Origin of the sequence: Citrobacter sp. Ce104 (genome assembly GCF_030334595.1) — a bacterium.
GTDB lineage: Bacteria > Pseudomonadota > Gammaproteobacteria > Enterobacterales > Enterobacteriaceae > Citrobacter > Citrobacter europaeus.
Map to the genome: position 1 here is coordinate 116,019 of NZ_JAOWDP010000064.1, position 14,764 is coordinate 130,782.

The following is a 14,764-nucleotide window of genomic DNA, read 5'->3' on the forward strand; positions in this document are numbered from 1 at the left end:
TTTTGGTCAAATCAAAAAATAAATGTAAAAACAAGGTTAAATATTAGTAGTTGATATTAAAAAAATTAGCTTATTAATGTGGTTTTTTATCTCAATTACTCCATTTTAATTAACCGTCTGACAGGAGACAAAAAGAAAAAATTCAACTCACTTTATAATTTTTAAAATTTATTTTTATATGGATAATCAACAAGTTACTCCGTAATCGCATAAAAACCATGCGTCTTACGGGCCTATAAGCCAGGCGAGATATGATCTATATCAAATTCTCATCTATAATGCTTTGTTAGTATCTCGTCGCCGACTTAATAAAGAGAGAGTTAGTGTGAAAGCTGACAACCCTTTTGATCTTATTCTTCCTGCTGCAATGGCCAAAGTTGCCGAAGAAGCAGGCGTCTATAAAGCAACGAAACATCCGCTTAAGACGTTCTATCTGGCAATTACTGCCGGTGTATTCATTTCAATTGCCTTTGTTTTCTATATCACCGCCACAACCGGTACCGGAACTATGCCTTTCGGCATGGCAAAATTAGTAGGTGGTATCTGCTTTTCCCTGGGGCTGATTCTTTGTGTTGTCTGCGGCGCAGACCTCTTCACCTCAACCGTATTGATTGTCGTAGCAAAAGCCAGTGGTCGTATTACCTGGGGCCAATTGGCTAAAAACTGGCTTAACGTTTATGTCGGTAACCTGGTTGGTTGCTTGCTCTTCGTGCTACTGATGTGGCTTTCCGGCGAATACATGACCGCCAACGGCGCGTGGGGGCTCAACGTCCTGCAGACAGCCGACCACAAAGTGCACCATACTTTTGTTGAGGCGGTAAGTCTTGGCATCCTGGCTAACCTGATGGTGTGCCTGGCGGTATGGATGAGCTACTCGGGCCGCAGCCTGATGGACAAAGCGTTTATCATGGTATTACCGGTCGCAATGTTTGTTGCCAGCGGTTTTGAGCACAGTATCGCAAACATGTTTATGATCCCTATGGGTATTGTAATACGCGATTTCGCCACCCCGGAATTCTGGGCCGCTGTTGGGTCTTCTCCGGAGAATTTTTCTCACCTGACCGTGATGAACTTCATCACCGATAACCTGATTCCGGTTACGATCGGTAACATTATCGGCGGCGGTTTGTTGGTCGGGTTGACATACTGGGTCATTTATCTGCGTGGTAACGATCATCATTAATCTGATGATGCCCATTACACGCAGTAAATAAAAAATCCACTTAAGAAGGTAGGTGTTACATGTCCGAGCTTAATGAAAAGTTAGCCACAGCCTGGGAAGGTTTTACCAAAGGTGACTGGCAGAATGAAGTAAACGTCCGTGACTTCATTCAGAAAAACTACACTCCGTATGAGGGTGACGAGTCCTTCCTGGCTGGCGCAACTGATGCGACCACTGCACTGTGGGACAGCGTGATGGAAGGCGTTAAACAGGAAAACCGCACTCACGCGCCTGTTGACTTTGACACCTCCGTTGCTTCTACCATCACTTCTCACGACGCTGGCTACATCAACAAAGCGCTCGAGAAAATCGTTGGTCTGCAGACTGAAGCTCCGCTGAAACGTGCGATCATTCCGTTTGGCGGCATCAAAATGGTTGAAGGTTCCTGCAAAGCGTACAATCGCGAACTGGACCCGATGCTGAAAAAAATCTTCACCGAATACCGTAAAACCCACAACCAGGGCGTATTCGATGTTTACACCAAAGACATTCTGAACTGCCGTAAATCCGGTGTTCTGACTGGTCTGCCAGATGCGTATGGCCGTGGCCGTATCATCGGTGACTACCGTCGCGTTGCGCTGTACGGTATCGACTACCTGATGAAAGACAAATACGCTCAGTTCGTCTCTCTGCAGTCCGATCTGGAAAACGGCGTAAACCTGGAAGCAACTATCCGTCTGCGTGAAGAAATTGCTGAACAGCACCGTGCACTGGGTCAGATCAAAGAAATGGCTGCTAAATATGGCTGCGATATCTCTGGTCCGGCTACCAACGCTCAGGAAGCTATCCAGTGGACTTACTTCGGCTACCTGGCCGCTGTTAAATCTCAGAACGGCGCAGCAATGTCCTTCGGTCGCGTATCCACCTTCCTGGATGCTTACATCGAACGTGATATCAAAGCAGGCAAAATCACCGAGCAAGACGCTCAGGAAATGATTGACCACCTGGTCATGAAATTGCGTATGGTTCGTTTCCTGCGTACTCCTGAATATGATGAACTGTTCTCCGGTGACCCGATTTGGGCAACTGAATCTATCGGTGGTATGGGCGTTGATGGCCGTACTCTGGTTACCAAAAACAGCTTCCGCTTCCTGAACACCCTGTACACCATGGGTCCTTCTCCGGAGCCGAACATCACCGTTCTGTGGTCTGAAAAACTGCCTCTGAACTTCAAGAAATTCGCCGCTAAAGTGTCCATCGACACCTCTTCTCTGCAGTACGAGAACGATGACCTGATGCGTCCGGACTTCAACAACGACGATTACGCTATCGCTTGCTGCGTAAGCCCGATGGTTGTTGGTAAACAAATGCAGTTCTTCGGTGCGCGTGCAAACCTGGCGAAAACCATGCTGTACGCAATCAACGGCGGCGTTGATGAAAAACTGAAAATGCAGGTTGGTCCTAAATCTGAACCGATCAAAGGCGACGTTCTGAACTTCGACGAAGTTATGGACCGCATGGATCACTTCATGGACTGGCTGGCTAAACAGTATGTCACCGCGCTGAACGTTATCCACTACATGCACGACAAGTACAGCTACGAAGCCTCTCTGATGGCGCTGCATGACCGTGACGTTATCCGCACCATGGCGTGTGGTATCGCTGGTCTGTCCGTTGCTGCTGACTCCCTGTCTGCAATCAAATATGCGAAAGTTAAACCGATTCGTGATGAAGACGGTCTGGCTGTAGACTTCGAAATCGAAGGCGAATACCCGCAGTTTGGTAACAACGACCCTCGCGTTGATGATATGGCGGTTGACCTGGTAGAACGTTTCATGAAGAAAATTCAGAAACTGACTACTTATCGTAACGCTATCCCGACTCAGTCTGTTCTGACCATCACCTCTAACGTGGTTTATGGTAAGAAAACCGGTAACACCCCAGATGGTCGTCGTGCTGGCGCGCCGTTCGGACCGGGTGCTAACCCAATGCACGGTCGTGACCAGAAAGGTGCTGTTGCCTCTCTGACCTCCGTTGCTAAACTGCCGTTTGCTTACGCTAAAGATGGTATCTCTTACACCTTCTCTATCGTTCCGAACGCACTGGGTAAAGACGACGAAGTTCGTAAGACCAACCTGGCTGGTCTGATGGATGGTTACTTCCACCATGAAGCGTCCATCGAAGGTGGTCAGCACCTGAACGTGAACGTCATGAACCGTGAAATGCTGCTGGATGCGATGGAACATCCGGAAAAATATCCGCAGCTGACCATTCGTGTTTCTGGCTACGCTGTACGTTTTAACTCCCTGACTAAAGAACAGCAGCAGGACGTTATTACTCGTACCTTCACTCAGACCATGTAATTGGTTTTGACTGAAATCGTACTTTAAAAAGCGTACAATAAAGGCTCCACGTAAGTGGGGCCTTTTTAATAGCCTGCTTTGGCTGCTATCTATACTTATGGATAGCAGCCAAAACAGACTCGACACAGTTAATAACTGTGCACTAACACAGGCCCCGGATGGGCCACACCTGGAGATACACCGCAATGTCAGTTATTGGTCGCATTCACTCCTTTGAATCCTGTGGCACTGTTGATGGCCCGGGCATCCGTTTTATTACCTTCTTCCAGGGCTGCCTGATGCGCTGCCTGTATTGCCATAACCGTGACACATGGGATACGCACGGCGGCAAAGAAGTCACCGTCGACGAGTTAATGAAAGAAGTCGTGACCTACCGCCACTTTATGAACGCATCCGGTGGCGGTGTGACGGCGTCCGGCGGCGAAGCTATTCTGCAAGCTGAATTCGTACGTGACTGGTTTCGGGCCTGTAAAAAAGAAGGTATTCATACCTGTCTGGATACCAACGGCTTTGTTCGCCGCTACGATCCGGTTATCGATGAATTGCTGGAAGTCACCGACCTGGTCATGCTCGATCTCAAACAGATGAACGATGAAATCCATCAAAATCTGGTCGGCGTATCGAACCATCGTACGCTGGAGTTCGCGCGTTACCTGTCCAATAAAGACATCAAAGTGTGGATCCGCTACGTTGTCGTGCCTGGCTGGTCTGACGATGACGACTCTGCGCACCGCCTGGGTGAGTTTACCCGCGATATGGGCAACGTTGAAAAAATCGAGCTGCTGCCATATCACGAGCTGGGCAAACACAAATGGGTGGCAATGGGCGAAGAGTACAAACTGGATGGCGTCAAGCCACCAAAGAAAGAGACCATGGAGCGCGTGAAAGGCATTCTCGAGCAATATGGACATAAAGTGATGTATTAATGTTTATGCATTAAGGAAGTAAATCATGGATAGATTTTTGCGATACGGAATATTCGCACTGCTCTTTATATTCAATACAGCTTCGGTCCGGTCAGATTCCGGACCGAAGATTCGTTATCTGTATAACGATGACACTACCGAAGAAACAGTCGCTTTCTTCTACGATAACTCCTTTGCTCGCTGTGCCGAATGCAATCCGTACAGTCAAAGTGATATCGATGCGCTACGCTCAACGCCGTTCGATACCCGAATGGGCAATATTTATAAAGTCGCTGATAACAAAATCTGCATCAACGCAGCAGAGTGTTTCCCTCTCCCATTAAAGATTCCAAAAGAGTCCCCCTGGAAGATAATTGATTATCGTTGGGTTGCTGACACACCTGACTATCAGTTAGATAACAATAAATTACCCGCAGCGCAAAAACAGGAAATTACACAAGCCAGTTTGATAACCGCCAGGTTCCAATTAGATCCGTCAGTCAGTGAAGAAGACGGTAATGAAACCAGCGCCGACCACGCTTACTACGTCGCGCAAACCATGGAAGCTCTTGAAAAATATAAGCTCCAGATTGTTGATACCGAAAAACGTTACCTGGTTTTTCCCCTTGATAATGGGCTGAAAATCACGGTAGATATGCAAAAAGGTAACGATGGCTTGCCCATTGATTCCTTGTTATACCGCCCTGGTCATGTACCAATAATCATTGATTTAACCGACAGTGAGCTGGTTGCTGCCCGCTTCTACCTCTCAGGCCACTAAAGGATTTCACGATGAGAGTACTTGTTTCAGCATTTTTTTTGCTGCTTGCTCAGAGTACGAATGCCGCCAGCACCTGTGATATCAACGCCATTGTGCAGCATGCGTGGCCGGAGGCAAAACCAGCAGCGGAAGGTAAGATGCTCACCAAAAGCAATCAGGTTATCGATATCACGGGCAACTCAGCGCAAAGCGTAATTTGCCGCGTCTGGCCCGCTCATCCGGAACTGACATTGGCGGCGATTCCGCTGATGGCACAACAGGATAACGATTACGATCATACTGGCGATCTGGAACTTTTGGTACTGGACTCCGCGAGCCTCGACGTTAAACAACGATTACGCCTGCCCGAAAGGATGAGTGACGACGCTATTCGAATTTCCGGTCTGATGCTGGATACCGCTCGCTGGAAAGTCGCCACTAACCAAACCGCATTTGGCTTGCGGATAGCCCGCACCGGCAGTTCCCGTGTAAATCCGTTTAGTGAAGATGTGCTATCGCTGTTTGTTATTGAAAATAACCAACTACGAACGATATTAAACGGTATCGTCCTTGAAAACAGTACCGGGGAATGGGACGGGAACTGTGACGGAACATTCAACGATATTACTCGTACCCTCTCACTTACGCCTGACTCGCATAATGGATACGTTGATATTCGTGTAAGCGAGAAAAGTGTAGCATCCAACGCCAATCTTCAGGCTGATGCTGAGTGTACCTCAAAAGATAAGTCCAGCAAGACGAGCTGGACCCTGCTTTATAATGGAAAACAGTATGTCGTCCCCAAAAATCTGGCGCCGCTTGAGTAAACGGTTCAGGACATAAAATATTCCGAGAGCTTATTCGCCACGCTTTCAATTGAGAAAATGCTCTTCTGATGCGCTTTACGGCACTCTGCATAGCGCTCATCTTGCTCCTCCAGCGCATTGAGTAATTTGTCCGCCACCATCATTGCACCGGCGATTTCTGCGAAACCATACTCCCCCTCACCCTTCAGGGCTACGGCGGCCTGTAGATTCCAGTCCGAAAGACGGCTAAGCGGCGCAAAGGTGCCGCGGGTCAGCGAAAGGATCCGCGCGCCATGCTGCTTCGCCAACGCCAGCGCTTGCATCATATCAGCCGATGCCTGCTCAGTGTGCACCACAATGATTCCCTGGCTCTGCGGTTCAACCATCATGGATGAGGTTGTGAGGTAAAAACGATCGACAAAACTTGCCGCCTTACCCATTTTAATCAGGTTCATTTGTAAGAACAGCGCGACGGGCACCGCCGTACCAACAGCGTATATCGCGACAGAATTAACCTGGTTGATCCACGCCGCAGCAGCCTGTAATTCTTGCGTATTAATGATGGCATGGCTGTCACGAATACTCGCCACTACGGCAGAGACCTCATCATTTTCCTGCTCTTCAGGACGCGCAGCTCCCTGCTCCAGCGCAAGCGCAGTTCTGAAATCAGAAAAACCTTTAAAACCAAATGCGCGGCAAAAACGGGTAATACTCCCTTCACTGGTTTCAATAGAATCCGCTAACTCCGTGATCGTATGTCTCATCACAAAATCAGGGTTCTCCGTCACAAAACGGCCCACTTTTTCCAGAATTGGGCTTAACCCTCCAGCCTCATTTCTGATGTTTATCAGTAAGTTAGTGTCAATCTGACTCATTTTTCGCCTTTTTGCTCAAAATGCAAACACAGTCACATCTTTCTGCCCTCGTTAAGATAATAATTTTTTTCACAACAAGAGCAATGAAAATAATTATTTTTACAAAACAGGAGAAAAATAAATGAAAGGTCTCATTGTCTGTCGTACCGGTATGGGCAGTTCCTTAATGCTCAAAATCAAAGCGCAAAAAATCATCGACAAGCATGGCTGGGATATTGAACTCGAACATGACGTATTGTCCGGTCTTGCCACCTGGCAAGGGATTGATTTTGTTATCACCATGCGCGACCTCACCGATGAAATCGAAGCTGCTGGATTCAGAGCCATCGGTATAACCGACTTGATGAATAGCGAAGAAATGGAAACTGCGCTCACCAGCGTAATTCAGGGCAACTAACCTCTCCCGGAGGCAATATGGATCTCCTCAGGTTTATTGTATTCGACATTTTGGGTGTAACCCCACTTTTAGTTGGATTTATTGCATTAATCGGTCTGCTCATTCAACGCAAGCCGATTGAAAAAGTATTATCCGGCACCTTCAAAACCATCGTTGGATTTCTGGTCTTTGCAGGTGGCGCGGGGCTGGCGGTGACATCACTGGGTAATTTCCAGACATTGTTTAGCGATGGATTTGGACTCAAAGGAGTGATGCCGTTGGCGGAGGCGCTAACCGGCCTGGCCCAAACCAAATTTGCCATGTGCGTATCACTCATCATGGTTATCGGCTTTGGCTGGAACTTACTTTTTGCTCGTATTACACCGTTTAAATACATTTTTTTGACCGGCCAACATAATCTGTATCTCTCGGCATTGCTCACCGTCACGCTGAAAGCGCTCGGTTACAGCGATGGCGTTACGATTATGGTTGGTTCTGTATTGTTAGGCCTTGCTGCCTGCATCTACCCGGCCATTGCCCAACCGTGGATGCGTAAGATCACCGGCAATGATGAAATCGCCATGGGTCATTACGTCACACTGGCTTATGCAGCCTCAGGCTGGATTGGCTCGAAGGTCGGCGATCCCAAAGAGTCGACGGAGAAACTGAATCTCCCCGGATGGCTGGGGATTTTTAAAGACTACATTGTCTCAGTCTCTATTTCGGTCAGTATTTTCTATTACATCGCCGCACTGGCAGCAGGGAAAACAGCGGTTACCGCGGTAGCTGGTGGCATGCACTGGTTGGTCTACCCGCTTTTTCAGTCACTGACCTTTACCGCCTCGCTTTACATCATTATTACCGGTGTTCGCTTACTGCTTTCAGAGATCGTTCCGGCATTTCTCGGGATCTCGGAAAAATTCATTCCTAATGCCAAACCGGCGCTCGACTGCCCGGTTGTATTCCCTTACGCGCCAACCGCTACCGTACTTGGTTTTATCTCTTCGTTCGTCGGCGGACTGGTGGTGATGGGGATACTTGCGCTGATTGGTCAGACGGTAATCATCCCCGTCGCGATCCCCTATTTCTTCATTGGGGCAACGGCTGCCGTCTTTGGCAACGCTTCAGGAGGCTGGAAAGGCGCAGTGGTGGGAAGCTTTATTACAGGCATTCTCATCGGCATTGGTCCCGCACTTATCTACCCAATTATGGAATCGGTAGGACTTTCCGGTACCAGCTTCCCGGAAACCGATTTCGTCGCGCTTGGTCTGGTGGTGTATTACATCGGCAAAATGCTGCCCTGATAAGGAGTAAACATGAATATTGATGAATTGAAATCTCATGCGCGAGCTGCCCGCCGCGATATTGTCACCATTATTTACGAATCCGGTATTGGTCATCCCGGCGGCGCACTCTCCATTATTGATATTCTGACCTGGATTTATCATGAAGAGGTTCGTCTGAATGAAACACCTCGTGCCCGGGTGGTGATGAGTAAAGGCCACGCCGTCGCGGCACAGTACGCCATGCTGTATCAATTGGGGAAAATATCCCGCAGCGAATTTAGCACATTTCGTCAGATTAACTCGCGTCTGCAGGGACATCCGAGCGTGAAATCACTTCCCGATGTGGATGCAACGACTGGACTGCTTGGCCAAGGTCTGTCAATTGCGCTGGGGATGGCTGCTGCCAAAAATCGCGCGGGGGATCCCAACCGCGTTTTCGCAATCATCGGCGATGGTGAGATGCACGAAGGCCAAATATGGGAGTCACTGCAACAGGCCGCTCATATGCGGATGGACAATCTGGTCGCCATCATCGACTACAACGGTTTTTCCTCACACGATCCGGTCAATGACGTCATCAATCTCGAGCCACTGGCCGACAAAATCCGTAATTTTGGCTGGCACGTACTTGAGCTACAGGATGGTAACAACATGCGCCAGGTTGCCGACACTTTGCAGCTATCTCGTTATCTGAAAGGCAAGCCGGTAGCTATTATCGCCCGCACCACCAAAGGCAGCGGCGTGAGCTATATGGAAAATAACGGCGACTGGCATTCTAAAACACCCAGTGCGGAACAATACCAGCAAGCTATGGAGGAATTACAGTCATGAGAGCACCACGCGATGAGATTGGTAATGCCCTGCTCGCTTTGAGGGAGAAAGGCTATCCAGTTGTCGTTATCGACAGCGATTTGGCGAGCTCCACCCGCACCGATCAGTTTCAGAAGATCTGGCCTGAAGCATTCTTTGAAATGGGAATTGCCGAAGGCTCCGCGATGAGTTTCGCCACAGGTCAGGCATTGGAAGGTAACATTCCTTTTTACGTTAACTTCGCGATGTTCGTGACTGGTACAGCATGGACACAGCTTCGTCAGGCTTGTTACGCAAAGGCCAACATTAAGCTGGTCGGTAGCCATCCAGGTATGGATGACGGCCCGGATGGCGCTTCGCACCATGCGCTGGAAGATCTAGCCCTGACTCGTGTATTGCCAGGAATCACGATTCTGACTCCGGCAGATGCCGAAGAAGTTGAGGCTGCATTTGAGCAGGCAGTAAACATCCCCGGCCCTGTCTACATTCGTGTTGCCCGGGAACCGATGCCCGTACGCGATAAATCAGTCGTCCCCCGAGTATCCGATATCGAGGCCGTGGAGAGTTCAGGCAACGACTTCGCCATTGTTTATGAAGGAACAGTTCTTGAACAAGCGAGTACGGGTTACGCCCAGCTCAGTGCGCAGGGGAAAAGGGGCAAACTGATTCATGTGGCAACGCTAAAACCGTTCAATCGTCAGCGTTTCCTGCACCTCATTGCCAATTGCCCACGTATCGTCACGATTGAAAATCATACGATTAACGGCGGACTGGGTGGCCTGATTGCTGAAGTGCTGGCTGAAGAAGGAATCAACTCACGATTGTGTCGGCTTGGTACTCAGGACACATTCACCGAATCGGGCAACAGCCGGCAGTTGAAAGAGAAATACGGAATTTCAGCCTCTGCAATCTGTGAAGCACTCAAATAATCTGGTTGGCAGACCGTTACACGGTCTGCCAACTACAATAGGGATAAAACAATGCTATCTACGCTATTTTCAGCCTGGCAGTTTCGCGAACAATGCGGCACCTGGCAGGAAGCCGTGCAGTTGGCCTGTCACCCTCTCGAAGTGCAAGGCGTAATTACACATAGTTATACTCAGGCAATCATCCATGAAACAGAAAAACATGGCCCATGGTATATATTAAGTCCAGAATTTGCCCTGCCTCATGCTCGACCGGATGAAGGCGTGATTGGCAGTAAAACACATCTGTCGCTATTGAGCCTGAAAGAAGCAGTCCTGTTTCCCGGACACCCGGATGTGCGGTTAATCATTGTTCTTGCCGCAGCCAACAGCACTCAACATATCGAAATGATCCAACAGTTGGTGTGCTGGCTGGATGAAGCGGAGCGCTTACACCAGTTATCCCATACCACCAGCCTGGCGCAGCTTCTCTCTATTCTTGAAGTGAGTTAACGCATTACTGTTTCCTGCGCGCCAGAAGCGGGAAAATCAGCCCCAATCCTACCAGCACAAACGGCGTCACGATAAAATCAGGCGTGGGATTATGCGCGGTAAAATGAGCGAGCGGAAACGGCAGGGTGTAAAACTATAATCTTCTGCACACTTTATTTTCAGGGCAAAAGCGTGTGATTAAATAATGCAGGTTCCCATAAAGCATACATAAACAGTATGTATGGGAACCTGTTCGTATTCTGTTAAATCAGGTCAAATATGCGCAATAGAATTGGGCGTATGGCCCGTCTTACGCAACAGCATCAGTAAATAAATAAACGATACGCTGGCGATCATGATAAACAGCAAGCTATCTGAATAATTCTGCATCAGCATCGCGGTAAATGAAGGACCAAGCAGGCTGCCCACGGTATAGCTTAATAACAATGCCTGATTCATGGCGACCAGTTGATGGTGTTCCACCTTTTCACAGGCCCAGGCCATCGCTACCGGGTAGAGAGTAAAACCTGCCGCCCCCAACATAAACAACGCGGGCGCCATCGCCGCCTGATTCAGCATGGCAATACTCCCGACGATTACCACGAAAACCTGAACGCGTAAAACCAGCAGGCGTCCCAGCTTATCCGCCAGACGGCCAATCGGCCATTGCCCCAGGATACCGGCGCTAACCAGAACCGCCATCCAGAAACCAATGCTGGCGTTGCTCACCCCCTGATGGTTGAGATACAGCGGCATCAGGCCATACAAGGACCCCAATACAATCCCGGAAATAATACAGCCGTTAACGCCCAGACGCGCCTGTCGCAGCTTCAGCATGGAGACAATAGGCGTAGACTGCTGTTCATCACCCTGCTGATTGGCAATGCGCGTAAAGAGCAGTGGCAAAACGCCAGCCAGGATTGTACCCGTCACCCACGGCAGAACGTTCATCAATTCAGTTGATACTTTACTAACCAGCAACTGGCCTAAAAACGTCCCCACGTAATAGATCATCATATAAGCGGCAAGCAAACGTCCGCGATTACGCGAAGTCCCACTGCACATCAGCGCACTTTCCACTACCACCCAAATCATGGCGCAGCCAACACCGGCAATAAAGCGCCATGTCATCCAGCTCCAAAATCCCACCATAATCCCCAGCCCGACACAACCTACGGCAAAAATAAGCGAGGCGATGTAATAGCTGCGATTAAAACCAAGGTGTTTTATTAAATACCCGGTCAGCAACGTCCCTACCAGATTACCGGTAAAATAGGACGAGCTCACCACGCCTACCTGCCATGTGGGCAGATTTTCATGGGCGAGCCAAAGCGGGACGAGCGTGTTTAACACGGCGATCGCCAGGGTCAACAGAAGCAGCCCGCATAGCAATAGCATGACGGGACGGGTATAGGTGGACATGAATAAAAACCGTGAGGAAGTTCAAATTTCATGCGCATCATGCCACTGCCAAAAACATTGTCAATCGGCGTAATCAGAGGGCTGAGGCGCTTTCTGGACGATCGATTTGCATTACTGATTCTTAATGTGAATAGATAAAAAGCACAAAAACACATCTGCTTGTTTTTATTGATCTAAAACAAAAATCTCGCGTTGCGTTCAGTCGAAAAATTTCATGGACTCCCCTTACTTTTATTTCTTACTAAACTCTATGCGGGATACGGAGATGCATTGTCTTCAAAATAGAACAGTGAGTTCTTATTTATCTATCTAATCCAAATATCGTTCTTTTCGTAGACTTAAACTCATCAAATTTCCCCCACCGATGCAGAACAGGAGAAATACCATGACTAAACCTTACGTAAGACTTGATAAAGATAATGCGGCAGTACTGCTGGTCGACCATCAGGCTGGCCTGCTCTCTCTGGTTCGGGATATCGATCCCGATAAATTTAAAAACAACGTGCTTGCGCTCGGTGACTTAGCAAAATACTTCAAACTCCCGACGATTCTGACAACCAGTTTTGAGACTGGACCAAATGGGCCGCTGGTGCCGGAACTAAAAGCTCAATTTCCCGATGCGCCTTATATTGCTCGCCCCGGAAACATTAACGCGTGGGATAACGAAGATTTCGTGAAAGCAGTAAAAGCGACCGGCAAAAAGCAGCTGATTATCGCCGGTGTCGTGACGGAAGTTTGCGTTGCCTTCCCTGCGCTCTCGGCGATTGAAGAAGGTTTTGACGTCTTTGTTGTCACCGATGCTTCAGGCACATTTAATGAAATTACCCGCCATTCAGCATGGGATCGGATGTCGCAGGCCGGTGCTCAATTGATGACATGGTTCGGCGTCGCATGTGAGCTGCACCGCGACTGGCGTAACGATATCGAAGGTCTGGCGACGTTGTTCTCGAATCACATTCCGGATTATCGCAATCTGATGACCAGCTACGACACGTTGACCAAGCAGAAGTAAAACCAGGGCGAACCCCTGGCCTGATGTATTGTTAATGGCGCTTCACTTATCAGGCCTACAGATCGTGCAGGCCTGATAAGACTTGAGTTAATCCGAGATACTATAAATTAACCCGCCACCGCCATACCAACGGTCATATGCAAACCGTAAAACACGCCACGACCAATCAGCTCACCGACCAGAAGCAAAATAAACGCCACGGAAAGCAGCGGAACGGCAGGCTGGTAGCCCTTCACCTGCGGCACAATCCAGCAGCACAGCGCTAATGCCAGCGCCACAATCCGCCACGCCATCAGCGATCCGTAATCCGGAACCAGCGCAGAAGCCTGTTGAATCGAACTGTGGATCGTCGCCAGTTCAGCCCCCTGCATGACAGACATGATGGCGCTCACGAGCAGAGCAAGCACTGAGATAGCCGGCAGCAGGCGCATTGCCCAACCATCCACGCCAGCAATTCTGAGTAACAGATATCCCAGCAGCGGCCCGCCCATAAACATCGTCAGGAAGAAGCCCAGCGGCGTCCAGACGCTGTACCAGGTCGGCACGGTATCGATGGTGTTATACACGCGTACCATCATCCAGACAAAAACTACGCCCAGCACCATGGTGACAACTAACCACAGATTACGTAATGCGGGCGACATTTTTTTCAACGTAGCCAGCAACCAGCCGATACCGCCAACAGCAAAGAAAATTGAGCCACTGGCAATCTCATTACTTAATGCAGAAGATCCTACGCGATTGAGTGAGTTAAAAGCGCGCATCGGCGAGCCCAGATGGAGCATGGAAGCAATAAAGCCAATGCCCATTAATACCCACAGCCCGAACATGCAGGCAATCACGCGCTGCTGCGATTCTGGGCGTAAGTCGCCTTTCATCAATGCCAGCGCCAGAACGATAAAGCCGCCAACCACACACTGTCCGAAGACCGTGAAGATCATCAGCGGCCATTCATGCCATCCACTTCCCATCTTACACCTCCTTCGGATTAGCCAGATAACCTGTTGTATCCCCGGTCGGGCGGCTATTGGCGTTAGGTTTGATGACAATACTCGGTTTGGTAAAGTGCGCGCCCGGCAGTGGCGCGACCGCTGCTAAAGTACCGTGTTTTTTGCGCAACTCTTCAATCGGACCAAAATCCAGCGCACGCAGTGGGCAGGACTCCACGCAGATAGGTTTTTTGCCTTCAGCGACGCGCTCATGGCAGCCGTCACATTTAGTCATGTGCCCTTTTTCAGCGTTGTACTGCGGTGCGCCGTAAGGACAGGCCATGTGGCAATACCGACAGCCAATGCACACATCTTCATCTACTACGACAAAGCCATCTTCACGTTTGTGCATCGCACCGCTCGGACATACCTTGGTACAGGCCGGATCTTCACAGTGGTTACAGGCAATGGAGAGGTAATAGGCAAAGACGTTCTGATGCCAGACGCCGTTGTCCTCCTGCCAGTCACCGCCTGCGTACTCATAAATGCGGCGGAAGCTGACTTCAGGGGTTAAATTTTTGAAATCTTTGCAGGCCAGTTCGCAGGTTTTGCAACCGGTGCAACGACTGGAATCAATAAAAAATCCATACTGGGTTGTCAT

General features: G+C 49.2%; 15 protein-coding genes and 1 pseudogene. 11 read left to right on the top strand and 5 right to left on the bottom strand.

The window, feature by feature from the left end; all coding sequences use genetic code 11:
- Positions 1-325 precede the first annotated feature (325 nt).
- The 5 genes from focA (at position 326) to OGW16_RS11195 (ending at position 6,017) form a co-directional block, all read left to right on the top strand.
- Positions 326-1,183 (top strand): formate transporter FocA, encoded by an 858-nt coding sequence (focA, locus tag OGW16_RS11175; RefSeq protein WP_043015755.1) that lies wholly within the window; start codon positions 326-328, stop codon positions 1,181-1,183.
- Positions 1,184-1,242: 59 nt separating this feature from the next.
- Complete coding sequence (pflB, locus tag OGW16_RS11180) at positions 1,243-3,525, top strand: formate C-acetyltransferase (RefSeq protein ID WP_043015754.1); 2,283 nt, start codon at positions 1,243-1,245, stop codon at positions 3,523-3,525.
- Positions 3,526-3,710: 185 nt separating this feature from the next.
- Entirely contained in the window at positions 3,711-4,451 is a 741-nt protein-coding gene (gene pflA / locus OGW16_RS11185) for a pyruvate formate lyase 1-activating protein (protein ID WP_003035751.1), read from the top strand.
- Positions 4,452-4,476: 25 nt separating this feature from the next.
- Positions 4,477-5,211 carry a hypothetical protein gene (locus OGW16_RS11190; RefSeq protein ID WP_286518438.1) on the top strand — a complete coding sequence of 245 codons (735 nt, stop codon included), beginning with the start codon at positions 4,477-4,479 and terminating at the stop codon, positions 5,209-5,211.
- A gap of 11 nt (positions 5,212-5,222) precedes the next feature.
- Positions 5,223-6,017 (top strand): PA3715 family protein, encoded by a 795-nt coding sequence (locus OGW16_RS11195; RefSeq protein WP_286518440.1) that lies wholly within the window; start codon positions 5,223-5,225, stop codon positions 6,015-6,017.
- Positions 6,018-6,022: 5 nt separating this feature from the next.
- Here OGW16_RS11195 and OGW16_RS11200 read toward each other — a convergent pair whose 3' ends face one another.
- A complete protein-coding gene (locus OGW16_RS11200; protein ID WP_042309464.1) occupies positions 6,023-6,871 on the bottom strand; it encodes a MurR/RpiR family transcriptional regulator in 849 nt (282 codons plus the stop codon).
- Positions 6,872-6,992: 121 nt separating this feature from the next.
- Here OGW16_RS11200 and OGW16_RS11205 point away from each other — a divergent pair, with 121 nt between their 5' ends.
- Genes OGW16_RS11205 through OGW16_RS11225 form a run of 5 tightly spaced genes read left to right on the top strand, consistent with a single transcriptional unit; the run spans position 6,993 to position 10,761 of the window.
- Positions 6,993-7,268 (top strand): PTS sugar transporter subunit IIB, encoded by a 276-nt coding sequence (locus tag OGW16_RS11205; RefSeq protein ID WP_042309466.1) that lies wholly within the window; start codon positions 6,993-6,995, stop codon positions 7,266-7,268.
- Between the two features lie 17 nt (positions 7,269-7,285).
- Positions 7,286-8,551, top strand: a complete 1,266-nt coding sequence (ulaA, locus tag OGW16_RS11210; protein ID WP_042309469.1) for a PTS ascorbate transporter subunit IIC — start codon at positions 7,286-7,288, stop codon at positions 8,549-8,551.
- A gap of 12 nt (positions 8,552-8,563) precedes the next feature.
- Positions 8,564-9,364 (top strand): transketolase, encoded by an 801-nt coding sequence (locus OGW16_RS11215; RefSeq protein ID WP_080625460.1) that lies wholly within the window; start codon positions 8,564-8,566, stop codon positions 9,362-9,364.
- The gene (locus tag OGW16_RS11220; RefSeq protein ID WP_047412354.1) at positions 9,361-10,272 is read left to right on the top strand and encodes a transketolase family protein; all 912 of its coding nucleotides are present in this window, start codon (positions 9,361-9,363) and stop codon (positions 10,270-10,272) included. The genes OGW16_RS11215 and OGW16_RS11220 overlap by 4 nt, the downstream gene beginning before the upstream one ends.
- A 51-nt stretch (positions 10,273-10,323) precedes the next feature.
- Positions 10,324-10,761, top strand: coding sequence for a PTS sugar transporter subunit IIA (locus OGW16_RS11225; RefSeq protein WP_047412356.1), 438 nt, complete (start codon positions 10,324-10,326; stop codon positions 10,759-10,761).
- Positions 10,762-10,765: 4 nt separating this feature from the next.
- On the opposite strand, the pseudogene OGW16_RS26460 reads toward OGW16_RS11225, so the two are convergent.
- A pseudogene (locus tag OGW16_RS26460) lies at positions 10,766-10,834 on the bottom strand (transporter); the annotation flags it as partial.
- Between the two features lie 179 nt (positions 10,835-11,013).
- Complete coding sequence (locus OGW16_RS11230; protein WP_043015749.1) at positions 11,014-12,162, bottom strand: MFS transporter; 1,149 nt, start codon at positions 12,160-12,162, stop codon at positions 11,014-11,016.
- 385 nt (positions 12,163-12,547) lie between these two features.
- Between OGW16_RS11230 and ycaC the strand changes: the two genes are divergently transcribed.
- Complete coding sequence (gene ycaC, locus OGW16_RS11235; RefSeq protein WP_016152433.1) at positions 12,548-13,174, top strand: isochorismate family cysteine hydrolase YcaC; 627 nt, start codon at positions 12,548-12,550, stop codon at positions 13,172-13,174.
- Positions 13,175-13,281: 107 nt separating this feature from the next.
- Here ycaC and OGW16_RS11240 read toward each other — a convergent pair whose 3' ends face one another.
- Positions 13,282-14,145 (bottom strand): dimethyl sulfoxide reductase anchor subunit family protein, encoded by an 864-nt coding sequence (locus OGW16_RS11240; protein ID WP_080625461.1) that lies wholly within the window; start codon positions 14,143-14,145, stop codon positions 13,282-13,284.
- A 1-nt stretch (position 14,146) separates the two neighbouring features.
- Positions 14,147-14,764, bottom strand: a complete 618-nt coding sequence (locus tag OGW16_RS11245) for a DMSO/selenate family reductase complex B subunit (RefSeq protein ID WP_003035741.1) — start codon at positions 14,762-14,764, stop codon at positions 14,147-14,149.